At 65.4% G+C, this 26,265-nt stretch carries 22 protein-coding genes; 20 read left to right on the plus strand and 2 right to left on the minus strand.

Annotated elements, in window-relative coordinates:
- Positions 1-22: 22 nt before the first annotated feature.
- The 16 genes from murD (at position 23) to CH292_RS20330 (ending at position 18,242) form a co-directional block, all read left to right on the plus strand.
- A complete protein-coding gene (gene murD / locus CH292_RS20260; RefSeq protein WP_037141915.1) occupies positions 23-1,471 on the plus strand; it encodes a UDP-N-acetylmuramoyl-L-alanine--D-glutamate ligase in 1,449 nt (482 codons plus the stop codon).
- Positions 1,471-3,009, plus strand: coding sequence for a putative lipid II flippase FtsW (gene ftsW / locus CH292_RS20265; protein ID WP_094655577.1), 1,539 nt, complete (start codon positions 1,471-1,473; stop codon positions 3,007-3,009). The genes murD and ftsW overlap by 1 nt, the downstream gene beginning before the upstream one ends.
- Positions 3,006-4,151 carry an undecaprenyldiphospho-muramoylpentapeptide beta-N-acetylglucosaminyltransferase gene (gene murG / locus CH292_RS20270; protein ID WP_026347912.1) on the plus strand — a complete coding sequence of 382 codons (1,146 nt, stop codon included), beginning with the start codon at positions 3,006-3,008 and terminating at the stop codon, positions 4,149-4,151. The genes ftsW and murG overlap by 4 nt, the downstream gene beginning before the upstream one ends.
- A gap of 38 nt (positions 4,152-4,189) precedes the next feature.
- On the plus strand, positions 4,190-5,686 hold the full coding sequence (gene murC / locus CH292_RS20275; RefSeq protein WP_026347911.1) for a UDP-N-acetylmuramate--L-alanine ligase: 1,497 nt from the start codon (positions 4,190-4,192) through the stop codon (positions 5,684-5,686).
- A complete protein-coding gene (locus tag CH292_RS20280; RefSeq protein WP_080737932.1) occupies positions 5,683-6,588 on the plus strand; it encodes a cell division protein FtsQ/DivIB in 906 nt (301 codons plus the stop codon). The genes murC and CH292_RS20280 overlap by 4 nt, the downstream gene beginning before the upstream one ends.
- A 193-nt stretch (positions 6,589-6,781) precedes the next feature.
- Positions 6,782-8,008 carry a cell division protein FtsZ gene (gene ftsZ, locus CH292_RS20285; protein WP_019665920.1) on the plus strand — a complete coding sequence of 409 codons (1,227 nt, stop codon included), beginning with the start codon at positions 6,782-6,784 and terminating at the stop codon, positions 8,006-8,008.
- Between the two features lie 6 nt (positions 8,009-8,014).
- On the plus strand, positions 8,015-8,761 hold the full coding sequence (pgeF, locus tag CH292_RS20290; RefSeq protein WP_020111979.1) for a peptidoglycan editing factor PgeF: 747 nt from the start codon (positions 8,015-8,017) through the stop codon (positions 8,759-8,761).
- 8 nt (positions 8,762-8,769) lie between these two features.
- The gene (locus tag CH292_RS20295; RefSeq protein WP_019665918.1) at positions 8,770-9,531 is read left to right on the plus strand and encodes a YggS family pyridoxal phosphate-dependent enzyme; all 762 of its coding nucleotides are present in this window, start codon (positions 8,770-8,772) and stop codon (positions 9,529-9,531) included.
- 54 nt (positions 9,532-9,585) lie between these two features.
- Complete coding sequence (locus CH292_RS20300) at positions 9,586-10,275, plus strand: cell division protein SepF (protein WP_019665917.1); 690 nt, start codon at positions 9,586-9,588, stop codon at positions 10,273-10,275.
- A gap of 101 nt (positions 10,276-10,376) precedes the next feature.
- Positions 10,377-10,664, plus strand: a complete 288-nt coding sequence (locus CH292_RS20305; protein ID WP_019665915.1) for a YggT family protein — start codon at positions 10,377-10,379, stop codon at positions 10,662-10,664.
- A 161-nt stretch (positions 10,665-10,825) separates the two neighbouring features.
- Entirely contained in the window at positions 10,826-11,674 is an 849-nt protein-coding gene (locus CH292_RS20310; RefSeq protein WP_026347909.1) for a DivIVA domain-containing protein, read from the plus strand.
- An 84-nt stretch (positions 11,675-11,758) separates the two neighbouring features.
- The gene (locus tag CH292_RS28980; RefSeq protein WP_019665913.1) at positions 11,759-11,929 is read left to right on the plus strand and encodes a hypothetical protein; all 171 of its coding nucleotides are present in this window, start codon (positions 11,759-11,761) and stop codon (positions 11,927-11,929) included.
- A gap of 384 nt (positions 11,930-12,313) precedes the next feature.
- On the plus strand, positions 12,314-15,499 hold the full coding sequence (gene ileS, locus CH292_RS20315; protein ID WP_094655578.1) for an isoleucine--tRNA ligase: 3,186 nt from the start codon (positions 12,314-12,316) through the stop codon (positions 15,497-15,499).
- Complete coding sequence (locus CH292_RS20320; RefSeq protein WP_019665910.1) at positions 15,496-16,158, plus strand: peptide deformylase; 663 nt, start codon at positions 15,496-15,498, stop codon at positions 16,156-16,158. Before ileS ends, CH292_RS20320 begins: the two co-directional genes overlap by 4 nt.
- A 103-nt stretch (positions 16,159-16,261) precedes the next feature.
- Positions 16,262-17,572, plus strand: a complete 1,311-nt coding sequence (locus tag CH292_RS20325) for a DNA polymerase IV (RefSeq protein ID WP_033188570.1) — start codon at positions 16,262-16,264, stop codon at positions 17,570-17,572.
- Between the two features lie 154 nt (positions 17,573-17,726).
- Entirely contained in the window at positions 17,727-18,242 is a 516-nt protein-coding gene (locus CH292_RS20330; protein ID WP_019665908.1) for a hypothetical protein, read from the plus strand.
- Positions 18,243-18,328: 86 nt separating this feature from the next.
- On the opposite strand, the gene CH292_RS20335 is transcribed toward CH292_RS20330, so the two are convergent.
- Positions 18,329-19,111, minus strand: a complete 783-nt coding sequence (locus CH292_RS20335; protein WP_230620891.1) for a hypothetical protein — start codon at positions 19,109-19,111, stop codon at positions 18,329-18,331.
- The gene (locus CH292_RS20340; RefSeq protein WP_094628933.1) at positions 19,108-19,992 is read right to left on the minus strand and encodes a hypothetical protein; all 885 of its coding nucleotides are present in this window, start codon (positions 19,990-19,992) and stop codon (positions 19,108-19,110) included. The genes CH292_RS20335 and CH292_RS20340 overlap by 4 nt, the downstream gene beginning before the upstream one ends.
- A gap of 322 nt (positions 19,993-20,314) precedes the next feature.
- Here CH292_RS20340 and lspA point away from each other — a divergent pair, with 322 nt between their 5' ends.
- The 4 genes from lspA to dnaE all read left to right on the plus strand — a co-directional run bounded on the left by lspA (position 20,315) and on the right by dnaE (position 26,179).
- Complete coding sequence (gene lspA, locus CH292_RS20345; RefSeq protein ID WP_230594098.1) at positions 20,315-20,833, plus strand: signal peptidase II; 519 nt, start codon at positions 20,315-20,317, stop codon at positions 20,831-20,833.
- On the plus strand, positions 20,830-21,756 hold the full coding sequence (locus tag CH292_RS20350; protein WP_020111985.1) for an RluA family pseudouridine synthase: 927 nt from the start codon (positions 20,830-20,832) through the stop codon (positions 21,754-21,756). The genes lspA and CH292_RS20350 overlap by 4 nt, the downstream gene beginning before the upstream one ends.
- On the plus strand, positions 21,753-22,439 hold the full coding sequence (locus tag CH292_RS20355; protein WP_019665902.1) for a hypothetical protein: 687 nt from the start codon (positions 21,753-21,755) through the stop codon (positions 22,437-22,439). Before CH292_RS20350 ends, CH292_RS20355 begins: the two co-directional genes overlap by 4 nt.
- A 203-nt stretch (positions 22,440-22,642) precedes the next feature.
- Positions 22,643-26,179, plus strand: a complete 3,537-nt coding sequence (gene dnaE, locus CH292_RS20360; RefSeq protein ID WP_019665901.1) for a DNA polymerase III subunit alpha — start codon at positions 22,643-22,645, stop codon at positions 26,177-26,179.
- Positions 26,180-26,265 lie beyond the last annotated feature (86 nt).

Raw genomic sequence — 26,265 nt, forward strand, 5'->3', positions numbered from 1 at the left:
GAATCCGGTGAAGGGGAGTGCGATGTCCGACGACGTGGCGTGGCTGAGGGACAAGACCGTGCTGGTCGCCGGGGGACGGGTATCCGGGTTGGCGACCGTCGGGCCGCTCCGCGCCCTCGGTGCGCGAGTACTCGTCACCGATACCGACCCGGCCGCGGTGGACAAGGCGCATGCAGCCGGTGCCGACGGCATCCTGCAGGACGACCTTCTCGCGGACGGTTCCGCATTCGATTCGATCGCGCTCGTCGTCACCAGTCCGGGCTTTCGCCCGGACGCGCCGGTGCTCGCGCGTGCCGCCGCACTCGGTATTCCGATCTGGGGAGACATCGAGCTGTCCTGGCACGTCGACCGCGCGGGTGTGTACGGCCCGCCGACGACATGGCTGGTGGTCACGGGAACGAACGGGAAGACCACGACCACCTCGATGTTGGCGTCCATCCTCGAATCGGCCGGCATGGCGAGTGCGGCGTGCGGAAACATCGGTCTGCCGGTGCTCGACGCTCTGCAGTCGGACCCGCATCCGGAGGTCCTCGCCGTCGAGTTGTCGTCGTTCCAGTTGTTCTGGGCTCCGTCCGTCCGGCCCGCGGCGGGTGTCGTCCTCAACATCGCCGAGGATCATCTGGACTGGCACGGTGGTATGGACGGCTACGTCGACGCCAAAGCACGAGCGCTCGTCGGCGATGTCGGGGTGGTGGGTCTCGACGATGCGCGGGCAGCGGCCCTGGCAGGCTCGGCTCGCGCCGATCGAGTGGTCGGATTCCGCCTCGGAGACCCCGCGCCCGGGGAACTCGGCGTGATCGACGGGCAGTTGGTGGACAACGCTTTCGGCGAGCGTCTGCACTTGATGTCGGTGGACGATGTCAGCCCGTCCGGTCCGGCCGGGACGATGGACGCGTTGGCGGCGTCGGCGCTCGCCCGCGCGATCGGCGCCCCGGCAGAGGCCGTGGCGGAGGGGATTCGCACCTACGACGTGGGGCCACACCGTGCGTCGGTCGTCCGCACCGTGGGGGGTGTGACGTTCGTCGACGATTCCAAGGCGACCAACCCGCACGCAGCAAGGTCGTCGTTGCTCGCGCACGAGCACGTCGTCTGGATCGCCGGTGGTCTCCTCAAGGGAGCATCGGTCGACGAGCTCGTGGCCGAAGTGGCGCCCAGACTCGTCGCTGCGGTGCTGATCGGGCGTGATGGGACGCAGATCGCAGAGGCTTTGGCGCGACACGCACCGGATGTTCCCGTTGTCGAGTTCCCGCTGAGAGACGATGCTGGTGTGACTCATGTGGCGGAAGATGCTGAAGTCGTGATGCGCGCCGCGGTCGACGAGGCCGCCCGGCGAGCCGGACCGGGAGACACGGTGCTTCTCGCCCCCGCCGCCGCGTCGCTCGACATGTTCGTCGACTACGGCCACCGTGGCCGCAGCTTCGCGGACGCCGTGCACGCGCTCGGCACTACACGGTCGGGCGGGCAATCCTGATGGCCCGTCCTGAGAATGCCCCGGCGAACTCGCCGCGCACCAGGATCGGATTGTGGCTCGGCCGTCCTTTGGCGTCGTTCCACCTGATCGTCACCGTTGCCGCTCTGCTCACGATTCTCGGCCTGGTGATGGTGCTGTCGTCGTCGGCAGCCGAGGCGTACGCCACCGACGGATCGGCGTACACCCTGTTCACACAGCAGCTGATCGGTGTCGGTCTCGGCGTCGTGGCGTTCTACGTCGCGCTGCGTACGTCCGTGCGCGTGCTGCGGAAGGTCTCGTTCCCGCTGTTCTGCCTTTCCGTCGTCATGCTCATGATGGTGCTCATTCCCGGTATCGGATCGGAGGGCGCCGACGGCGCGCGCCGATGGTTCAATGTCGCCGGCGTCTCGTTCCAGCCGTCGGAGCTGGCGAAAGTCACGCTCGTTCTGTGGGGTGCTCATCTGCTGGCATCGCGCCGTAGCGAGCACGCCAGCCTCAAATCACTTCTCATTCCGCTCGTGCCCGCAGCGCTGCTGATGGCGGGACTAGTCGTTCTGCAGCCGAATCTCAGTACCGCCATCGCGATCGGCATCATTCTCGTGTCGCTGCTGTGGTTCGCCGGTCTCGACGCCAGGCTCTTCGCGATCATCGTCGGCGGCGGTATCGCCGCGGCGACGGTGCTCGCGTTCACCGCGGGATATCGCTCGAACCGAATCAAGGCCTGGCTGAACCCCGGCGACGATCCGCAGGGTCTTGGTTACCAGTCGAACCAGGCCAAGTTCTCGCTCGCCGACGGTGGGCCGTTCGGTGTCGGTCTCGGGCAGAGTCGCGCCAAGTGGAGCTACCTGCCCAACGCGCACAACGACTTCATCTTCGCGATCATCGGCGAGGAACTGGGTTTCATCGGTTGCCTCGCGGTACTGGGCCTGTTCGCGTTGTTCGTCTACACCGGTCTGCGCATCGCGATGCGTTCGGTGGATCCGTTCCTGCGTCTGCTCGCGGCGGGTTCGACGACCTGGATCTTCGCCCAGGCGATGATCAACATCGGGTACGTGGTCGGGCTGCTTCCGGTCACCGGGCTTCAGCTTCCGCTCGTGTCCTACGGCGGCTCGTCGACGGCGATCACGCTGATGATGTTCGGCATCATCGCCAACGCCGCCCGGCACGAACCGGAAGCCATCGCGGCTCTGCACTCCGGGCAGGACTCGCGGTTGGACCGTGTGCTGCGACTCCCGATGCCCGCATCGTTCTCTCCGTTGCGTGCCGCCGCGGCCAGATCCAAGTCGACCCGGCCTGCGCTCGATCGCGAAATTCGCCGTCGGATCGAGAGCGGTTCGTCGCAGCGTCGTGCACCGGACGCCGGTGGCAGGGCGGGTCGAGCTCGAGCGGGCGAGCCCCCTCGTCGTTCCGAACCACGCAGAACCGGCGCGGCACTTCCCCGTGGCGGTGCAGTTGGAGGCCGCAGCGGTGCAGTTGGAGGCCGCAGCGCAGCACCGCGCGCAGGCGCTCAACCCCGCGGTGCGCACGGACACTCGGATACGCGAGGATATCGACGGTGAATGCATCTCCCACACACTTGTCCGTCGTCGTCGCGGGCGGTGGGACCGCGGGACACATCGAGCCGGCATTGGCTGTCGCGGACGCACTGCGCGCGCTCGACGACTCGGTACGGATCACCGCTCTGGGAACCGAGCGTGGACTCGAGACCACGCTCGTACCGGCGCGGGGCTACCAGCTCGAGTTGATTCCTCCGGTCCCGCTTCCGCGTAAGCCCACCCTGGATCTGGTCCGGCTGCCGGGGCGTGTGATTCGGTCGGTACGGGCCACCCGGGCGGTCTTCGCGGCCGTCGACGCCGACGTACTGATCGGGTTCGGTGGCTACGTGGCCCTGCCCGCCTACCTTGCTGCACGGCGAACCTTCGGACGCAGCCGGTCGATTCCGGTCATCGTCCACGAGGCCAATGCCAGTGCCGGGATCGCGAACAAGGTCGGTGCGAAGGTCGCGACGTGTGTCCTCGCCGCGGTGGCCGGATCCGGCGTGTCCGCTCGTGGCCGCTCGGACGCGGACATCGTCGGAATTCCAGTGCGACCGACCATCACCGGGCTGGACCGAGCGGCGATGCGCGCCGAGGCTCGCGAGTACTTCGGGTTGCCGGGGAGCGGCCCCGTACTGCTGGTGTTCGGCGGATCGCAGGGTGCCAGGTCGCTCAACGACGCCGTGTCGGGCGCCGCGGACCGATTGGCCGAAGCCGGAGTGTCGGTACTGCATGCCGTTGGACCCAAGAATTCGATCGAGGTACCGACGGCCGATGCGCCAGCACCGTACGTCGCCGTTCCGTACATCGACCGCATGGACCTGGCGTACGCCGCTGCGGACCTGGCCATCTGTCGATCGGGCGCCATGACGGTTGCCGAAGTGTCGGCGACGGGTCTGCCCGCGGTGTACGTTCCGTTGCCGCACGGGAACGGTGAACAGGAACTCAACGCACGCCCCGTCGTCGACGCCGGGGGAGGCATACTCGTGGCCGACGGATCGGTGACTCCGGAATACATCGCCGCTGAGGTGATCGACCTGATCACAGACTCTGCACGAGTGGAAGCGATGTCGAAGAGCGCCGCGAGCGCGGGCCACCGCGACGCCGCGGCGACCGTGGCGAAAATCGTGCTCGACGTCGCCTCCCAGCGTCGACGAGGCGTGTGACGGTCGTGGCACGACAAGGTGGTACCGAAAGGACGGACATGCCCGAGTTACCCGCCGAACTGCCGGAGGATCTCCGACGGGTTCACATGGTCGGAATCGGGGGTGCCGGCATGTCCGGCATCGCCAGGATTCTGCTCGCTCGTGGCGGCGAAGTCTCCGGCTCCGATGCGAAGGAAAGCCGGGGGGTTCTGGCACTGCGCGCTCGTGGTGCACAGGTTCGTGTCGGTCATGATGCCTCGGCTCTCGACTTGATCTCCGGTGGTCCGACGGTGGTGGTCACCACGCACGCCGCGATACCCAAGACCAACCCCGAACTGGTCGAAGCCGGGCGCCGAGGAATTCCCGTCGTGCTCCGGCCGACGGTGTTGGCATCGCTGATGGAGGGTTATCGGGCACTGCTGGTGTCCGGCACGCACGGCAAGACCTCGACCACGTCGATGTTGATCGTCGCGCTGCAGCACTGTGGCTTCGATCCGTCGTTCGCGGTGGGTGGAGAACTGAACGAGGCCGGCACCAACGCGCACCACGGCAGTGGTGACGTGTTCGTCGCCGAGGCAGACGAGAGCGACGGTTCGCTCCTGCAGTACAGCCCGAACGTCGTCATCGTCACCAACATCGAGGCCGATCACCTCGACTACTTCGGTACTCCCGAGGCGTACACGCAGGTCTTCGACGATTTCGCGGCGTTGCTCGGACCGGGTGGAGTGCTCGTTGCCTGCATGGACGATCCAGGATCGGCCGCTCTGGCTCGGCGCGTCCACGAACGAGCGCTCCCGGGCGTACGCGTGCTGGGATACGGATCCGAGGACACCGACGCGGGCGACGTGGACATGGCGGTTCGGTTGCTGAAGTGGGAACCCGAGGACGTCGGAGGCGTCGCCCAACTGTTGATCGCGGGGGAGGAGAGCCCGCGGACGTTGAGACTCGGCGTTCCCGGACGACACACGGCACTGAACGCACTGGCCGCGTTCACAGCCGGAACCCAGGCAGGCGCCGCAGCGACGGATCTGCTGGAAGGTCTTGCGGGCTTCGGCGGTGTGCACCGACGTTTTCAGATTCGCGGGCGCGAACACGGCATCCGCGTGTTCGACGACTATGCGCACCATCCCACCGAGGTGCGTGCCGTGCTGGGCGCAGCTCAGCAACTCGTCACGAGCGCCGCAGGGGCGGGCGAACGCGGCCGGGTCGTCGTCGTGTTCCAACCGCACCTGTACTCCCGTACGGAGACGTTCGCAGCGGAGTTCGGTGAGGCTCTGTCCATCGCCGACGAGGTGGTCGTCCTCGACGTCTACGGTGCCCGTGAGGAACCGCTTCCCGGCGTGACGGGAGCTCTCGTCGCGTCTGCAGTGACCAAGCCCGTCATCTATCAACCGGACCTGTCGCTGGTGGCGAAGCAGGTGGCGTCTCTTGCCGAGCCCGGCGACGTCGTCATCACCATGGGTGCCGGGGACGTCACCATGCTGGCCGGGCCGATCCTCGACGCGCTGCGTTCGAGGACGAGTTTCCGGATCGGGCACGGCCGGGCGTCGCAGTGACGTCTCGTCCGAAGCGTCCGACCGAGGACACGTCCTCCGGCGAGGACGCCGCTCGGACCGACACCGGAACGCCGAGCGGCCCGGGCAAGGTCGACACGGGCAGTGCATCGAAGGGCGGAGCTCGGGACCGGGGCGCGTACGCACGCCGGGACAACCGCGACACCACCCGTCCGAGCGCCGAATCCCAGGAACGAGCAGATCGTCGTCGGGCTCGCGAGGACGAACGCGCGAAGGTGTCGCGATCGCGTCGACGCGCTGGAACGATCGCGGCCGCCGTGGTCGCCGTCGTACTTGCGGGGTTTGCCGTCGTGTACTTCTCACCTGTGCTGACGGTGCGGACCATCGACGTACGCGGTGCGGTGTCGGTCTCCGAGGATGAGGTGATCGCCGATCTGGCGGTGCCGATGGGGGAGAAGCTCGTTCGAGTCGACACCGGCGCGGCCGCTCGGCGCGTCGCGTCGATTCCGTCGTTGGCTTCGGTTCGGGTGCAACGGATGTACCCGTCGACCATCCGGGTCACCGTCACCGAGCGGGTACCGGTCGTGTTCGTCGACCGACCGGACGGAACCCACCTGCTCGACGCCGATGCCGTGGATTTCGCCGTCGCCCCGCCGCCTCCCGGAGTGATTCGTCTGGTCACCGACAACCCGGTGACAGGCGATCCGCCGACGGAAAGTGCTCTCGCAGTGCTCGATTCGTTGCCCGAACCGCTGCGGGTGCAGGTCGGGGAGATTCGGGCGGGTTCGGCGTCGGACGTGTCCGTGATCCTGTTCGACGGTAGGACGGTGGTGTGGGGAGACCGCGACAGATCCGAGCGGAAATCCGCTGTGGCTCTTGCGCTATTGTCTCAACCGGGGCAAATCCTGGATGTGTCGAGTCCGGACCTGCCCACCACCAAGTGACTTTCACGAAACCCAAATTCTTTTCTCGACTTCTCGGCGCGCCTAATGGCGTATCTCCGTTGCGGTGAATAGCGTTCCGAGCGTCGAGTACTTGACATAACCTTAAGCCTATGGTTTAGGTTGAGGGTTTTGTCGAAGCGCATCAGCCGAGTACGAAGACGGACCAGTACACAACCACGGAAGGCGAGAGCCAATGACGCCCCCGCACAACTACCTCGCCGTAATCAAGGTCGTCGGCATCGGCGGCGGCGGCGTTAACGCGGTCAACCGCATGATCGAACAGGGACTCAAGGGAGTCGAGTTCATCGCGGTCAACACCGATGCTCAAGCGCTGCTGATGAGCGACGCCGACGTCAAGCTCGATGTCGGCCGTGAGCTCACCCGTGGTCTCGGCGCAGGCGCCGATCCCGAAGTCGGCCGCAAGGCAGCCGACGATCACAAGGACGAGATCGAAGAGGTGCTCAAGGGCGCCGACATGGTCTTCGTCACCGCAGGCGAGGGAGGTGGCACCGGTACCGGTGGCGCACCCGTCGTCGCCAACATCGCTCGCAAGCTCGGCGCTCTCACCGTTGGCGTCGTCACGCGCCCGTTCTCCTTCGAGGGCAAGCGGCGCGGAGGGCAGGCCGATACCGGGATCCAGCAACTGCGCGAGTCCTGCGACACCCTCATCGTCATCCCCAACGACCGACTGCTCCAGCTCGGTGACGCAGCCGTCAGCCTGATGGACGCGTTCCGCAGCGCCGACGAGGTGCTTCTGAACGGCGTTCAGGGCATCACCGACCTCATCACCACGCCTGGCCTGATCAACGTCGACTTCGCCGACGTCAAGGGCGTCATGTCGGGGGCAGGTAGCGCGCTGATGGGAATCGGTTCGTCGCGCGGCGAGGGTCGCGCCATCAAGGCAGCCGAGTCCGCCATCAACTCGCCGTTGCTCGAAGCGTCGATGGAAGGTGCGCGCGGCGTGCTGCTGTCGATCGCGGGAGGCTCGGACCTCGGACTCTTCGAGATCAACGAAGCTGCGTCGCTCGTCCAGGAAGCGGCACACATCGACGCCAACATCATCTTCGGAACCGTCATCGACGATTCCCTCGGCGACGAGGTGCGCGTCACCGTCATCGCAGCCGGTTTCGATGGAGGGACGCCGACGAGACGTCCCGTCGAAGCAGCTCCGGGCGCCTCACGCAGCACCATCGGATCCGCACGATCCGGCGAGGTGTCGTCTCGGTCCGACTCCACCGAATCCGGTGCCGTGTTCCGTGACCCGGTCGGTGCAGGCAGTGCAGGTAACGGCAGCAGCCTGCCTCCGCTTCAGTCCTCGAACTCGGGATCGTCAGGGTCGAACAACTCGGGTCGGCGTGTGCCCGTCACCGAGGACGACGGCGAAGACGATGTGGACGTGCCGTCGTTCATGCGTCGTTGATCGCCGATGGCGGAGAACGACTTCAAGGTTCGTAGGGTCACCACCTCGCGGGCAGGCGGGGTGTCGGCGCCGCCGTACGACAGCTTCAACCTCGGCGACCACGTCGGCGACGAACCGTCGGCCGTGGCCGCCAACCGCGAGCGGCTCGGTAGTGAGCTCGGCATGGGCGCTGGTCGACTGGTGTGGATGGAACAGGTCCACGGACGGACCGTCACTGTCGTCGACGGTCCGACCCCCGAGCCCGTTCCGGTCACCGACGCGTTGGTCACGACCAGCCGTGATCTAGCACTCGTCGTCCTCACCGCGGACTGCGTGCCGGTCCTGCTCTCCGACGACGAGGCCGGTGTGATCGCGGCTGTACACGCCGGAAGGGTCGGAGCGCGCATCGGCATCGTTCCCCGTGTGGTCGAGGCGATGGTGGCGCTCGGAGCCGATACACGTCGAATCGGTGCCTTCCTCGGTCCGGCCGCGAGCGGGCGTCAGTACGAGGTACCCGCGCACATGCAGGCCGACGTGGAGAAGCACCTTCCCGGTAGCGCCACGACCACCGTCAGAAAGACGCCCGGCCTCGACATCCGCGACGGAATCAGACGGCAACTTCACGGACTCGGCGTGACGTCGATCGCCGTCGATCCTCGGTGCACCATCGAAGACCGAACCCTGTTCAGCCATCGGCGCGGGTCGCCGACGGGACGATCGGCAAGCGTGATCTGGATGGACACCTCGGCCGGCCGCACCGACGGTCCTGCTTGACTGTCGATATGACGACGACCAGAGAATCCGAGATCTCGGAGGCACTTCGCTCGGTGGAGGCTCGGCTCGCCGCCGCGTGCGCCGCCGCCGGCCGTTCGGTGGACGACGTGATGTTGCTTCCGGTCACCAAGTTCTTCCCGGCGTCGGACATCGAGATTCTCCACGGTCTCGGATGCCGCGACTTCGGCGAGTCACGCGAGCAGGACGCGTCGGCGAAGGTCGACGAATTGGCCGGAGCGTTCGGTACCGAACCGGCCCGGTGGCACATGATCGGGCATCTGCAACGTAACAAGGCCAAATCCGTCGCGAGATGGGCCACGTCGATCCACTCGGTCGACAGTGATCGCTTGGTGTCCGCTCTCGGCAAGGCGGTGGACGCAGCACAGTCCGACGGGGCCAGGTCCACTCCGCTCGAGGTCCTGATTCAGGTGAGTCTGGACGGAGACGTCCATCGCGGTGGAGTCGAGCGAGAGCATCTACTCGAGCTGGCCGATCAGGTGGCCGACACCGACGGGCTCACCCTGTCCGGAGTGATGGCCGTTCCGCCGTTGGACTCGGATCCGGATCACGCATTCGCCGATCTGTCGGCCGTACACCAGCAGTTGCTCGAGCAGCACCCGGATGCAGTCGAGCTGTCCGCGGGGATGACGGGCGATCTGGAGGCTGCTGTTCTACACGGATCGACGTGCGTGCGTGTCGGTACCGCAATACTCGGCCCTCGGCCGATAACCTCGCCAGTACAGTCCACGGATCACATCAGTCACACCTGACACTTGCGAACCTGGAGACCGGCAACGAAGTACCCGGCACGGAAGGCTGCATCAATGAGTACCCTGCACAAGTTCAAGGCGTACTTCGGCATGGTTCCTCTTGCGGACTACGAAGACGACTACCTCGACGAGCCGGAATCGCGGCACTCCGTCCGCGGCCGCGATCCCTACGCGGACGACGACCGGGAGTTCGCGAAGCCGTCGTTCTCCTCGCGGCGCTCGTCCCGTGCCGAGATCGAGGACCTCGACGACGACTACGACGAGTACGAGGCACCTCGCTCCGCGCCGACACTTGCCCCCATCGGCGGTCGCTCGTCGCGGTCGGCCGGGGCCGGACGAGGCGTGTCCACTCGTGGCAACCTCGCGGTGGACACCCGTATGGACGCGCAGGAGCGCAGCCTGCGCAGTGAGCCGATGACGCGCGCGGAGACCCGCCGTAGCCCGGTGGCGGACGACGGCAGCGCGTTGTCGAAGATCACCACCCTGCGTCCCCGCGATTACAGCGAAGCCAGGACGATCGGCGAGCGTTTCCGTGACGGAACTCCGGTCATCATGGATCTCGTCGAGATGAGCAATGCCGACGCCAAGCGTCTGGTCGATTTCGCCGCAGGGCTCGCCTTCGCCCTTCGCGGCTCGTTCGACAAGGTCGCAACGAAAGTATTTCTTCTCTCGCCGGCAGATATCGACGTGTCCCCCCAGGAACGGCGTCGCATCGCCGAGACGGGCTTCTACAGTCAGCAATGACAATCGACAGCACTGGTGCGTTCCTTCGGCTCGATCGATTCGAACAGGTCTCTGACCTGCTCGCTTTGATCGAGTCGACCTTTTCGGGCAGAGTATGACCTGTGGCCTTGTTCGCGGTGATCTACTTCATACTGTTCATTTTCTGGCTTCTTCTCATCGGCCGCATCATCGTCGAATTCATCAGGACGTTCGCCAGGGATTGGCGGCCGTCGGGAATCGTCGTTGTCTTGCTCGAGGCGATATTCACCGTGACCGATCCACCGGTCAAGCTGCTGAGAAGAGTGATTCCCCCCGTGAATCTCGGGGGAGTTCGACTGGACTTGTCGATCATGGTGTTGTTGTTCGGCGTTTTCATCCTGATGTCCGTCGTGCGGAGTCTGGGATCGTGAACTGATCGAACTTTGATGAAAGACATCGGGGACAGGCGCGACCTGCGCAACCGATGTGACAGAATGGACGCCAGTTACAGTTTGATTGTTCCGGCAAGTGCGGAATGGGATATAACTGAATGCTTGCTCTACCGCCTCAAGACGCGTGAAGGGATCCTTCCATGCCGCTGACTCCAGCTGATGTGCACAATGTCGCTTTCAGCAAGCCGCCTATCGGTAAGCGCGGTTACAACGAAGACGAGGTGGATGCTTTCCTCGATCTCGTCGAGCAAGAGCTGTCGCGACTGATCGAGGAGAATGCAGACCTGCGCCAGCGCGTGGGCGAGCTCGATCAGGAACTGTCGGATGCCAAGTCGGCTCGACAGTCCGGTCCGGCTCAGCCCGCTCCGGTTCAGCAGAAGGCTCCGGAGCCTCAGCGCCCCGTCGAGCCACCCAAGCCCGCCCCGGTGGTGGCGCCTGCTCCCGTGGCTGCGGCTGCGCCGGCGCAGGGTGGCGACTCCAACATGCAAGCCGCGAAGATTCTCGGACTCGCGCAGGAGATGGCCGACAGGCTCACCAGCGACGCCAAGACCGAGTCCGAGCAGCTCCTGGGGAACGCTCGCACCAATGCAGAGCGTCTCGTCACCGACGCACGGACCCGCTCCGAGGCGATGGTCACCGACGCTCGTCAGAAGTCGGAATCGCTGTTGTCCGACGCTCAGACGAGGTCCGAGACACAGCTTCGTCAGGCCAAGGAGAAGGCCGATGCTCTTCAGGCGGACGCCGAGCGCAAGCACACCGAGATCATGGCGACGATCAACGAGCAGCGTTCGGTGCTCGAGGGTCGTATCGAGCAGCTCAAGACGTTCGAGCGCGAGTACCGTGTCCGTCTCAAGTCCTACCTGGAATCCCAGCTCGAAGAGCTCGAGAACCGTTCCTCGGCTCTGCCGGTGGACAACGGGTCGGACAGCTTCAACCAGAACGAGCAGTCGTCGGGCTACAGCCAGTCGTATGCCAAGGGCAACAACTGACGCATTCTCGCCCAGCCTGTTCGGCATGGCTGCGGACGTGAAACCCGCCCGGCGTGAGCCGGCTCGTGCGGAACGAGGCGCGTAGTGCTCGTCTTGACGCTGTGCGCAGCGGGTGTCGGGTTCGCGCTGCTGGTCATCGCCCTGACGACCGGATCGGTCGTCTGGGCGTACGGGTGCATCGGTGTCTGCATCGTCGGCGCGATTTTGTTGCTGGCAGGCGCGCTGACCGGCCGCAGGTCGCCACCCGAGAAGTAGTCGCCACCCGAGAATCGATTGTGTGGACGTTTCGGTTACCCTCGAGGTGTCCGATGTCGTCATCACGAACATCGAGAACAGAACAACGACTGTCGAGAACAACGACTGTCGAGAAAAACGCGATGATCCGGTCATCCCCGGGGAGCATTCGGAAGAACGGCCGAATCGACCGTCGAGGTCGGGTCGGCTCAGTAGAACCGAACGGGTAAGCCCGTCACAGCAGTGCGAGTGGCTTCGTCGACGAGGGATCGTTTTCCGGCGTCGATGAAGCAAGCGGGGTGGTACCGCGGTAGTCGACGTCCCACACGTCGATCGTCGTCCCCGTGCCGAGGAAACTATCGCCGTCGCAGAAGCGACGGCGTCGGCACGGCAGGAGCGTCCGTCATGAGTACCGAAGATTCGAAGAGCGGCGATGTCGCGAGGACCGACGGTGACAAGTACCCGTTGGTCGACATGGTTGGTCCGAAAGCCGCGGGTGTGTCGTTTCCAGACCTCGAGCGCAGAGTGCTCGATTTCTGGGCCGAGGACGGAACGTTCCGTGCCAGCGTCGACCGTCGCGAGGGTGCGGACGAGTTCGTCTTCTACGACGGCCCGCCGTTCGCCAACGGTCTTCCCCATTACGGTCACCTGCTGACCGGGTACGTCAAAGACCTCGTTCCGCGCTTTCAGACGATGCGCGGTAAGAAGGTGGAGCGTCGGTTCGGGTGGGACTGCCACGGGTTGCCCGCGGAGCTCGAAGCCGAGAAGCAGTTGGGGATCAAGGACAAATCCGAGATCGACGAGATGGGTCTCGCCAAGTTCAACGATTACTGCAGGCAGTCGGTTCTGCGGTACACGGACGAGTGGCGCGACTACGTCACCCGTCAAGCCCGCTGGGTGGATTTCGACAACGACTACAAGACGCTCGACGTCGACTTCATGGAATCGGTCATGTGGGCGTTCAAGGAGTTGTACGACAAGGGCCTGATCTATCAGGGTTATCGAGTCCTTCCGTATTCCTGGTACGAACAGACCCCGTTGTCCAACCAGGAAACTCGGCTCGACGACGCCTACAAGATGCGTCAGGACCCGGCGGTCACCGTCACGATGCCGCTGACGGCACCCGCGTCGCCTCTCGACGGTGCAGGTGCACTGATCTGGACGACGACGCCCTGGACTCTGCCGTCGAACCTGGCGATCGCAGTGCATCCCGATGTTCGCTATGTGCAGGTCCGCGGAACCGACGGCGAACGCTACGTGTTGGCCGCGGAACGTCTCGCGCACTACGCCCGCGAACTCGGCGACGAGCCCGAGGTGTTGTCCGAGCACACCGGCGCGGAACTCGTCGGCCTCACTTACACTCCGCCGTTCGATTTCTTTCTGGGGCACGCCAATTCGCATCGTGTTCTGCAGGCGGACTACGTCACCACCGACTCGGGTACCGGAATCGTGCACCTCGCACCGGCATTCGGTGAAGAGGACATGGACGTCGCGACGGCGAACGGCATCGAGGTCGTTCAGCCGCTCGACCCCGGTGGCAAGTTCACGGCACTTGTGCCGCCGTACCAGGGCCTGATGGTGTTCGACGCCAACCCCGTCATCATCAAGGATCTGAAGGCGTCCGGTCGGTTGCTACGTCACGAGACCATCGAGCACTCCTACCCGCACAGTTGGCGCAGCGGGCAGCCGCTGATCTACATGGCGGTCCCGTCGTGGTTCGTGGCGGTGACGAAGTTCCGCGATCGCATGGTGGAGCTCAACCAAGAGATCACCTGGGTGCCCGAGCACATCAAGGACGGGCAGTTCGGCAAGTGGCTCGAAGGCGCACGCGATTGGAACATCAGTCGAAACCGATACTGGGGCAGCCCGATCCCGGTGTGGACGTCCGACGATCCCGAGTACCCACGTATCGACGTGTACGGCAGCCTCGACGAGCTCGAGCGTGACTTCGGCGTGCGTCCGAACGATCTCCACCGTCCGTACATCGACGATCTGACGCGTCCCAACCCGGACGATCCGACGGGCAAGTCCACGATGCGACGGGTTCCCGAGGTCCTGGACTGCTGGTTCGAGTCCGGGTCGATGCCGTACGCGCAGGTGCATTTCCCGTTCGAGAATGCAGAGTGGTTTTCCGGGGCGAGCGGAACGACGGGGGATGCCACAGCACACAACCCGGGCGATTTCATCGTCGAGTACAACGGCCAGACTCGTGGCTGGTTCTACACGTTGCACGTGCTCGCGACCGCGTTGTTCGATCGTCCTGCGTTCAAGACCGTTGCGGCGCACGGCATCGTGCTGGGCGACGACGGTCTCAAGATGAGCAAGTCCAAGGGCAACTACCCGGACGTCAAGGAGGTGTTCGACCGAGACGGCAGCGATGCGATGCGCTGGTTCCTGATGTCGTCGCCGATCCTGCGCGGTGGCAACCTGATCGTCACCGAGCAAGGCATCCGTGAGGGCGTCCGCCAGGCGTTGCTGCCGATCTGGAATGCGTGGAGTTTCCTGCAGTTGTACGCAGGCAAGCCGGGTACGTGGCGAACGGATTCGCCGAACGTGCTGGACAGGTACGTTCTGGCCAAGCTGGCGGCGACGCGGGACGCGATCACCGAAGCGCTCGAGGTCCACGACATCGCAGGGGCGTGCGACGAGCTGCGTACGTTCTGCGACGCGCTCACCAACTGGTATGTGCGACGGTCACGTTCGCGGTTCTGGAGCGAGGACTCCGACGCGATCGACACGTTGCACACGGTGCTCGAGGTCGTGACGCGACTTGCTGCGCCGCTGTTGCCGTTGGTCAGCGAAGTGGTGTGGCGCGGTGTGACCGGTGGACGGTCGGTCCACCTCGCGGACTGGCCGGCGACAGCAGACTTGCCTGCCGATCCGGAGTTGGTCGAGTCGATGGACGAGGTGCGTTCGGTGTGCGGCGCGGTACTCGGACTTCGGAAGGCCCAGAACCTTCGGGTGCGGTTGCCGCTCCCCGAGGTGACCGTCGCCGCCGAGGACGCGGAACGACTGCGTCCGTACGCCGACATCATCGCCGACGAGGTCAACGTCAAGAAGGTCGACCTCACCGACGATGTTGCCGTGCACGGCAAATTCGAACTGGTCGTCAACGCGCGTGCGGCAGGTCCTCGGATCGGCAAGGACGTCCAGAAGGTCATCAAGGCGGTCAAAGCAGGGGAGTGGAGCGAGGATGCATCGGGCACGGTCAGTGCCGCAGGCATCGAACTGCTCCCGACGGAGTACACCCGCAAGCTGGTTGCGGCCGAACCGGACTCCACTGCCGCTCTGCCGGGCAACGCCGGTCTGGTCGTGCTCGATTCCAAGGTGACCGCGGAGCTGGAGGCCGAGGGGTGGGCGAAAGACCGAATCCGTGAGCTCCAGGAGGCCCGCCGAACACTGGGCCTCGAGGTGTCCGATCGGATCGACATCGTCATCGAGGTTCCGCCCGAACGCCGCGAATGGCTCGACACGCACCGCTCGTTGATCGCCGGCGAGGTTCTGGCCCTGAGCTTGGTCGACGGTGATCCGGGCGACGACGCCGTCGAACTCGGGGAAGGTACCCGCGTATCGGTCACCCGTTCGCGATGACCCGCGACGCGGTGATGGAAGGCGCCGTCCGTGAGCTGCTGTCGCACGCGCACGACGGCGTCCTTCCGATCGTCACGGTCGGTGATCCGGTGCTGCGCACAGCGGCAGCCGCGTTGACCGATCAGCTCGAGCCGCGCACGCTCGAACACCTCGTCGAGGTCATGCGGGCCACGATGCACGACGCGCCCGGTGTCGGTCTCGCTGCGCCGCAGATCGGCGTCCCGCTGCGAATCGCGGTGATCGAGGACATGTACCCGGTGTCCGAGGAGGTCGCGACGCAGCGGGAGCGCACGCCGTTGCCGTTCCGAGTGATCGTCAACCCGCGCTACGACGACGTCGGGTCGGCTCGGCGAAGCTTCTACGAGGGATGCCTGAGCATGCCCGGCTACCAGGCGGTCGTCCCTCGGGCGGCGTCGGTGCGGCTTCGGTGCACCGACCTGCACGGCGCCGTGGTCGACGAGGAGTTCGGTGGATGGCCCGCGCGGATCGTGGCGCACGAGACCGATCACCTCGACGGGACGGTGTACATCGACAGAGCGGTGACGCGGTCGCTGTCCGCGAACGACGTGTACGCGGATCTGTGGGCCGATCCGACGCCCGAGCACGCGGCTGCAGCGCTCGGCTTCGACCTCGGTACCGGCCGAGGCGACGCGTCGTGACATGGCCTTCGACCGTCGTGTCGGCATCCCATGAGGCACGGACTGTGATGTCTGCGTTCCGGAGTATCTTTCGGTCGTGACCGACGCTCGCAGTAGGCGATGGGTGCTGCATCTCGACATGGACGCGTTCTTCGCGTCGGTCGAGCAGCTCACCCGGCCCACCTTGCGCGGACGCCCCGTTCTGGTCGGCGGAGCAGGCGGTCGCGGTGTCGTCGCCGGCTGCAGCTACGAGGCGCGTGTCTTCGGCGCGCGCTCCGCCATGCCGATGCATCAGGCTCGCAGATTGGTGGGCGGCGGCGCGATCGTGCTGCCGCCGCGCGGCGCGCTGTACCAGAGCGTCAGTCGGACGGTGTTCGACGGTCTGCGCACGAGGATGCCTGTTCTCGAGCAGCTGTCGATGGACGAGGCGTTCGGCGAGCCAGTCGAACTCGTCGGCGCCACCGCGGCCGAGGTGGCGGAGTTCTGCGAGATGCTGCGGGCACTCGTCATGGAACGGACGGGCCTCGTGGCGTCGTTGGGCGCCGGTTCCGGTAAACAGATCGCGAAGATCGCGTCCGGTCTGGCGAAGCCGGACGGCGTGACTGTGGTCGCGCCGGCCGAACAAAGTGCTCTCATGGCTGCGTTGCCGGTGCGGAAGTTGTGGGGAATCGGGCCGGTCGCCGACGAGAAACTTCGAAAGCTCGGCATCGACACGATCGGTAAGTTCGTCGCGACGCCGGAGTCGGAAGTGGCGTCGATCCTCGGTGCGACGGTGGGTCCGGGGCTGCACAGGCTGGCGCGTGGGATCGACGATCGAGCCGTCGCCGAGCGCGCCGAAGCGAAGCAGGTCAGCGCCGAGACGACGTTCGCGCACGATCTGGTGACCTTGGCGCAGTTGAGGTCTGCGGTGGAACGGAGCGCGGAAGCCGCGCACCGACGCCTGGTGAAGGACGGGCGCGGCGCACGCACGGTGGTGCTGAAGCTGCGGAAATCGGACATGAGCATCGTGACTCGGTCGGCGACGTTGCCGTACGCGACCGTGGACAAGCAGACCATCGTCGCGACGGCACAGCGTCAGGTGCTGGACCCGGTGGAACTCGGTCCGATCCGGCTGGTCGGTGTCGGCCTCGCCGGGCTGTCCACCGTGCAGCAAGGGTCGCTGTTTCCCGAACTCGATCACGAACCGGAGGACACGTCCACGTCGCCCACGACCACGGGCGAAATTGTGCCTTCGGTAAGAGAACCGCAGCAGAGGTGGCATCCGGGCATGGACGTGAGGCATCCTGAACACGGACACGGATGGGTGCAAGGGGCAGGCCACTCCGTGGTGACGGTTCGGTTCGAGACACGGTCCACCGGACCGGGTCGAGCCCGTACTTTCGCAGAGGGGGACGAGCAGCTCGTTGTGGCGGATCCACTGGACAGTTTGAAATGACAGTGACTCGTCCTGAAATGACGCTCTCGGCTACCGGCGAGTAGCGACGCTTCTTTCCGCCCGAGGCCTCCAATGGCATAGTGGAACAGCCGAGACCGGCCTCTATGTCCGGTTCACGTGAACGACTGAGCAGTACAACCGAAGGGATAAGCACTTGAAGCTCCGTAACACCCGAAAGGCCGTAGTCGCCGGCGTGGCGATCGCTGCTGCGCTGACGATGACCGCATGTAGCTCGGACGACGGTGGCGACACGACGACCACGACGTCGGCAGCTTCCACGACGTCCTCGGCGTCGGCGGCACCGGAGGCATCGGGCGATTACCCACCTGTGCCCACGGCTGAAGAGCTCAACGCCGAACTCGCTCGCGGTCTCGACCCGGCTGTCCCGGTCGAGGAGAAGGCGGCCCTCATCCAGGGCGCCGAGGAAGATCCGGGCCTCATCGAGCAGGTCGCGGCCGCTGCTGTGCAGAACGGCGCCACCGTCGAGATCACCAGTGTCGACGACCTCGGCGACGGCACCCTGAACACGGGCGCGACCTTGACCATCAACGGTCAGGCGAACCCGGGCAACTTCATCTTCGTTGCCGAGGACGGCGCATGGAAGCTGTCCAAGGAGAACGCATGTGGTCTCGTCCAGCTGGCGCAGCTGACCTCGCCTGCGTGCGCGTAGTCACCTAGCTTTTCGCGGTACCTCGAAGACGGTGCCGTACTCCTCGTTCGGAGTGCGGCACCGGCTTTCGTGTGCCTTCGTCTCGGTCAGGACCCGAGGTCACCACGTATACGCTCGGCTGCTGCATCGGCGAGTGCGGTGAACGATGCCGCGTCGACGCCTTCCTGACTGGTGACGGACAGCTGGAACACGGTGTGGTCGACTACTGCGATCACTACGTCGGACACCAGCGTGAACCCTTCGCTGGTGGTCGCGAGCCGAAACGACGTCGACGCGTCACCTACCGGGGACTGGTCCCGAGCCGACAGCGAGAAGTCGACGTCGATCCCGTCGGCGTCCGTGCCCGTGTACTCGGCGCAGCCGACGAGCGTGTCCTGCACGGTGCGGAACGCCTCTCCAGCGCCTCCGGCACCGTCCTCGCCGCCTGCGTAACTGGCGGCGTCTTCGTCGATGGACGAGAAATTCGGTCCCGAGTACCTGACGTCCGCCACCGCCGATGCGCCCGCCGACTGCGTCCCCACAGCCGCGAGAACGTCGGCGCACTCCTGCGGCTCGGTGCCGGACCGATCAGGCGAGTCGTACTCCGGAGCCGGGTCCAGCCCGAGATCACGCACCGGATCCGGAACCACCGCATACCCGTCGGGAAGGTCGCTGGGCGTCAGCATGCGGGATTGCAGATCTACGGAGTCGGTGACGACGGACCCGGAGAGAACGTCAGGGGCGTCGACGACCGTGACCGGAGCAGCCGGGGAAGTGTCGGTGTCGGCACCGGCGGCACCCGCGTCGTCCGTCCCACCGCAGGCGCCGAGGACCAGAAGAGCCCCCGCGCACACTGCGGCAGTACGTACCGATCCAGCTGCGGACCTCACTCCGACGCCCATTCCAGGGTGTCACTGATGTCCTGACGCAGAACCGTCGTGCCGTCGGTGTCGCTGTATTGCTGACTGCCACCGACGGTCACCTCTCCCAATACCGGAAGTGGTTTCGTCAGGTCGATGCGCAGAGTTCCGGTGCCGGACATCGTGTAGTTGTCGATCGCGAGTTGGCCGGCGTCGTCGGGCAGTTCCAGGGTCGTGGATTCCGGCGTCTGATCGATTCGCAGGTCGATCGTCAGCACGTCACCCTCCCGCGCGCGCAGAGTTGCGGTGGTCGTCTGATTGAGCGTCAGACCGCTGATGACTTGCTGTTGAGCCGTCCAGACCGCGCCGATTCCCAGATCTTCCTCGGGAAAGGAAATCGACCGGTACACCGCTTGGTTCAACGCTTGTTCTATTGCCGCACGTGCTGCGTCCTGTGCCGCGTCCGCAGGCGTGATGGACAGTGCGGTGACGGCCCCGCCGTCGGTCACGGTCAACCCGGCGCCGGAACCGTCGGCCGCGGCGAGCTGGTCCGTCAGACGCTGATCCGCCGACGTCGCGACCCCGATCGTGAGATCGACCTCGTCACCGCTGGCCCCCGACGCACGTGCCGTCAGCGGGACCGTCAGATTCGGCGTCGAGAAGTCCTGTACTGCCTGGTCGTCGATCTGCTGGGTGACGGTCGATCGCGTCGTCAGCCGTACCGCCTGTTCGCCGGAGATGTTTCGCGTCACCGCGGTCCTGGGCTCGGCGCCGGGGTCGACGAGGGTGGTCGTCACCGGAGTCACCGGCAGCGACACACTCGACGTCGTGGCGGAGGTGTCCGTCTCCGACGGTGCCTCGTCGTCGGACGACCCGCACCCGGCCAACAGTGTGGTGGCGGCGACGGCCACGGCGAGAACTCGGATACGTCGAATCGGGTTTCGGGAAGGCGAGATCACGGGACCAGGCTACGGACACGCTCCGGCCACTTCACCGGACACCGTCGGCGAAGCTGTGCGCGTGCGGTCCGCCCGCGGACCCCTCGGGGTCGATCCGGGATTCGGCTGTGCCGGGGCGATGCGACATGATAGGGGGGTGAGTGACGACCGCCCGACCGATTCGACGAGCTCCGACCCGCACCGCGATCAGAAGGCCGAACCCGACGACACCGTGGTGTCCGGCACCGACGCAGACCCTGCCACCGGTGTGGCACCGAAGCCGCTGCGTACCAGGATGCTGGTCCTGATCGCCGTTGTCGTCCTCGCGTTCGACCTGATCACCAAGATCGCGGCCGTGCACTGGATCAAGCCGGGCAACCCGGTGGAGATCATCGGCGACGTCGTCACACTTCGGATGGTGCGTAATCCCGGCGCAGCGTTCTCGATGGCCACCGGCATGACCTGGCTTCTGACGATCGTCGCGGTATGCGTCGTCATCGGGGTGATCCGGATCGGCCGTACCCTTCGCTCTCCGTGGTGGGCTCTCGGCCTCGGACTCGTGCTCGGCGGGGCTCTCGGAAATCTCATCGACCGGTTCTTCCGATCGCCCGGACCGCTGCAGGGACACGTGGTCGATTTCGTGTCCATCGGATGGTGGCCGGTGTTCAACGTCGCGGACTCGTCGATCGTCTGTGGGGCGATACTCCTCGTCGCGCTGAGCCTGTTCGGATTCGAACCGAACGGTGAGCGGGCCACCACGTCGAAGAAGAATGCCGCAGCGAGCACCGACTCGGGAACGGCGGGACAGAAATGAGGGAATCGCGTTCCATGCCGATTCCCGACGGCTTGGACGGCATGCGGGTCGATGCGGGCGTCTCGCGGCTGCTGGGTCTGTCCAGGACGGTCGCGGCGACTCTCGCCGAGGAAGGGTCCGTCTCCGTCGACGGGTCGGCACTGGGGAAGTCGGATCGGTTGTCGGCGGGTGCGTACTTGGAGGTGCTGCTTCCCGAACCTGCTCGCGCGCTGACCATCGAAGCGGAGCCGGTCGAGGGCATGGAGATTCTCTATGCGGACGACGACATCGTCGCGGTCGACAAGCCGGTCGGGGTCGCGGCGCACGCGAGCGTCGGGTGGACGGGACCGACGGTGATCGGTGGGCTTGCTGCAGCGGGGTTCCGGATTTCCACGTCCGGTGCCCATGAGCGGCAGGGCATCGTGCATCGCCTCGACGTCGGGACGTCGGGCGTGATGGTCGTCGCCACGAGCGAGCGCGCGTACACGGTGTTGAAGCGGGCGTTCAAGCAGCGCACGATCGAGAAGCGTTATCACGCGCTCGTGCAGGGCCATCCGGATCCGAGCAGTGGCACCATCGACGCACCGATCGGTAGGCACGGCAGCAACGACTGGAAGTTCGCGGTGCGGGCCGACGGTAAAGCGAGCATCACGCACTACGACACCATCGAGGCGTTCCAGGCGGCCAGCCTGCTCGACGTGCACCTCGAAACCGGTCGGACTCATCAGATTCGCGTTCACTTCTCCGCATTGCGGCACCCGTGTTGCGGAGACCTCACCTACGGCGCCGACCCGAAGCTCGCTGACCGTCTCGGCCTGGAACGTCAATGGCTGCACGCCAAGACACTCGGATTCGCGCATCCGTCGGACGGTCGGTGGGTCGAGATCGAGAGCAAGTATCCAGCCGACCTCGAGCACGCACTCGAGGTGCTGCGCGCGGCATGACTCGGATGTCGGGTGCGGCAACGGCCGCGGCGACGGTCCTGGCCGCGGTGGTTCTGCTGTTCGCCCTCGGAACCGCGAATCCGGTGCCCCGGCCAGGGGTGAACACCGACACCCTCGGTCCGGACACCGGAGAAGCAGTGTCCGAGTACCTGGCGCGGGCGGAGGAGACGCTCGCGGAGGACTTCGCCGACCCGGACTCGGCGGGGAGCAATTCCGAGATGCAGTGGGCGTTGGTGTCGTTCGACGCCGAGGTTGCACCCGCTCGCGCGTACGACGCGGTGCAGGACGTACGGATCGCGCAGGTTCTGCTCCGAGTTCCGATAGAGCGCGTCCAGACCCAGGTCATCTCCATCGGAGTGCCGGGAACCGAGGCGTCGGTGCTGGGCTCGGCGGCCGTGGCGGGGTCGAGACTTCATGGTTCGACCGGGCAGTGGGATCGCCAATCGCAGATCGATGCAGTGTCTTCCGCACGCTTGCTCGAGGGGTGCGAATGTGTCGTCGGGCTGATCGTCCGCGGCTCTTCGGAGCAACTCGGAACCGTCGACGCCGGGGATGGGGTTCGGGCGGTCGAGGCCTTGCCCGCGGACGCGATCGCAGGCCGATTCGCCGTGCGCGCCCTTCTTCCCGACTATGCGGACGTCGTCGGTCCGCTACCGGACGACGGGCCCGTTCCTACTCCGTGACGTACGCCCGTTCGGCAGCGGTTGCAGGCGCGGCGACACCGTCGGCACGACGGGCCAGGGCCGACACGCGCGGGGGCCGGACACACCGAGAGCCAGGAATGCTCTGTCGGTTCGAGCGCTTAGAATCAGGTGCACTTCGCGCGCGGACATCTCGGCCCGTACGACCCGGCTCGATCTAGCTCGACCCAGTAGGAGACATCTTCGTGACTGACTCGTTCGTACATCTGCACAACCACACCGAGTATTCGATGCTCGACGGAGCGGCCAAGATTGCGCCGTTGTTCGCAGAGGCGAGTCGGTTGGAGATGACGGCGGTCGGTATGACCGACCACGGCAACATGTACGGCGCGAGTGAGTTCTACAACGAGGCGAAGAAGGCCGGCATCAAGCCGATCATCGGTATCGAGGCGTACATCGCGCCGGAGTCTCGGTTCAACAAGAAGCGTGTGCTGTGGGGTGACCGCAGCCAGAAGTCCGACGATGTGTCCGGTAGTGGCGCGTACACGCACATGACGATGGTCGCGGAGAACGCGACGGGTGTGCGCAACCTGTTCAAGCTGTCCTCTCTGGCGTCCATCGAAGGGCAGTTGGGCAAGTGGGCCCGGATGGACGAGGAGATCATCGCCGCGCATGCGGAGGGGATCATCGCGACGACGGGGTGCCCGTCGGGTGAGGTGCAGACGCGTCTGCGTCTCGGTCAGGACCGTGAGGCGCTCGAAGCGGCAGCGAAGTGGCGTGAGATCTGGGGTCCGGAGAACTTCTTCCTCGAGCTCATGGATCACGGTCTGTCGATCGAGCGTCGGGTCCGTGAGGGTTTGCTCGAGATCGGCAAGAAGCTGCAGATTCCGCCGCTCGCCACCAACGACTGCCATTACGTGACCAAGGACGCCGCGGAGAACCACGAGGCGTTGCTGTGCATCCAGACCGGTAAGACGCTCAGCGATCCCACCCGTTTCAAGTTCGACGGCGACGGTTACTACCTCAAATCCGCCGCCGAGATGCGGGCCCTCTGGGACGATCAGGTGCCGGGTGCGTGCGACAGTACGTTGCTCATCGCCGAGCGCGTCCAGCCGTACGACGATGTGTGGGCCCACCGTGACAGGATGCCGATCTTCCCTGTGCCGGAAGGCGAGACGCAGGGTACGTGGTTGGCCAAAGAGGTCGACAAGGGTCTGGAATGGCGGTTCCCCGGCGGTGTGCCCCAGGAATACCGCGATCGTGCCAAGTACGAGATCAGCGTGATTCTGGAGATGGGCTTCCCGGCGTACTTCCTCGTCGTCGGTGACCTCATCGCACACGCCCGCGACGTGGGTATTCGCGTCGGTCCCGGCCGAGGGTCGGCCGCGGGTTCTCTCGTCGCGTACGCGATGGGTATCACCAACATCGATCCGCTGCCGCACGGTCTGCTGTTCGAGCGGTTCCTCAATCCCGAACGCGTGTCGATGCCGGATATCGATATCGACTTCGACGATCGTCGCCGCGGTGAGATGGTTCGGTACGCGACGGAGAAGTGGGGAAGCGACCGCGTCGCTCAGGTCATCACGTTCGGCACCATCAAGACCAAGGCCGCCATCAAGGACTCGGCTCGTGTTCAGTTCGGGCAGCCCGGATTCGCGATCGCCGATCAGATCACCAAGGCGTTGCCGCCGCCGATCATGGCCAAGGACATCTCGGTCGCTGGCATCACCGATCCGGCGCACGAGCGGTACAAGGAAGCGACCGAGGTTCGTGCGCTCATCGATTCCAATCCCGATGTCGCGACGATCTACAAGACCGCGCGTGGCCTGGAAGGGCTGATCCGTAATGCCGGCGTCCATGCCTGCGCGGTCATCATGTCCTCGGAGCCGCTGACCGACGCGATCCCGGTGTGGAAGCGCGCGCAGGACGGCGCGATCATCACCGGTTGGGACTATCCCTCGTGCGAGGCCATCGGCCTGCTCAAGATGGACTTCCTCGGCCTACGCAACCTCACCGTCATCGGTGACGCCATCGACAACATCAAGAGCAACCGCGGGATCGAACTCGACCTCGACACGCTGGGGCTCGATGACCCCGCGACGTACGAATTGCTTGCTCGCGGAGACACTCTCGGCGTGTTCCAGCTCGACGGCAGCGCGATGCGTGATCTTCTGCGACGAATGCAGCCCACCGGCTTCGAGGACATCGTCGCCGTTCTGGCCCTGTATCGGCCGGGACCGATGGGCATGAACGCCCACAACGACTACGCCGACCGCAAGAACGGTCGTCAAGAGGTCAAGCCCATCCACCCGGAGTTGGAAGAGCCTCTCGCGGAGATCCTGAAGGACACGTACGGCCTCATCGTGTACCAGGAGCAGATCATGCAGATCGCGCAGAAGGTCGCCGGGTATTCGCTCGGACAGGCCGACATTCTGCGTCGCGCCATGGGTAAGAAGAAACTGTCGGTGCTGGAAGAGGCGTACGCAGGATTCCGTGAGGGAATGCTGGCCAACGACTTCTCCGAGCCCGCGATCAAGGCCCTGTGGGACACCATTCTTCCGTTCGCCGGATATGCGTTCAACAAGTCGCACGCAGCCGGATACGGTCTGGTGTCCTACTGGACCGGCTATCTCAAGGCCAACTACCCCGGCGAATACATGGCCGGTCTGCTCACCAGCGTGTCCGACGACAAGGACAAGTCCGCCATCTACCTGGCGGACTGCCGCAAGCTCGGGATCACCGTCCTGCCCCCGGACGTCAACGAATCCGAACTCAACTTCGCGTCCGTGGGCAAGGACATCCGGTTCGGTCTCGGCGCGGTCCGCAACGTCGGCACCAACGTGGTGGCGTCGATCATCAGGGCACGCGAGGAGAAGAGCAAGTACACCGACTTCTCGGACTACCTGAACAAGATCGATGCGACGGCCTGCAGCAAGAAGGTCACCGAGTCGCTCATCAAGTCGGGTGCGTTCGATTCGCTGAATCATCCGCGCAAGGGCTTGATGCTCATTCACGCCGACGCCATCGATTCGGTCATGGGCACGAAGAAGGCCGAGGCAATCGGACAGTTCGATCTGTTCGGCGGAGAGGACGCCGACGAGTCGATTTCCGCGGTGTTCAATGTTCGTGTCCCCGAGGACGAGTGGGAATCGAAGCACCGATTGGCGCTCGAGCGCGAGATGCTCGGCCTGTACGTGTCCGGCCATCCGCTGCTCGGCGTCGAGCACATGCTCGCGGCCCAGTCGGACACCAACATTCCTGCCATTCTCGAAGGCGATGTCAAGGACGGTACGCAGGTCACCATCGGCGGCATCCTCGCGTCGGTGAACCGCCGGATCAACAAGAACGGTCTCACGTGGGCGTCGGCTCAACTCGAGGACCTCGTCGGCGGAATCGAGGTTCTGTTCTTCCCGCAGTCCTACTCGGTGTTCGGCGCCGACGTGACCGAGGATTCGGTGGTTCTCGTCAAGGGGCGCGTGTCGGTACGTGACGATCGAATCTCCCTCATCGCCAACGACCTTGCTGTGCCGGACCTCTCGGCGGTCGGTGTCGCGAAGCCTCTCGCCGTCAGCCTCCCGACCCGTCAGTGCACGGCCGACAAGGTCGGAGCACTGAAGCGGATTCTGAAGAGTCACCCGGGCACGTCCGACGTGCATCTCCGGCTGGTCAGTGGGGACAAGGTGACGGCGATGAAGCTGGACGACAGTCTGCGGGTCACGCCCACGTCGGCTTTGATGGGTGACTTGAAGGCGCTGCTCGGACCAGGCTGCTTGGCCGGCTGATGCACGCTCGGTGACCGAGGGTCACATTCGGTCACCGAGCGTGCGTGATCACCGGTTCACAGCAGGTGCGGCTAGCAAAGGATGCG

Source organism: Rhodococcus sp. 14-2470-1a, assembly GCF_002259425.1.
GTDB lineage: Bacteria > Actinomycetota > Actinomycetes > Mycobacteriales > Mycobacteriaceae > Rhodococcoides > Rhodococcoides fascians_E.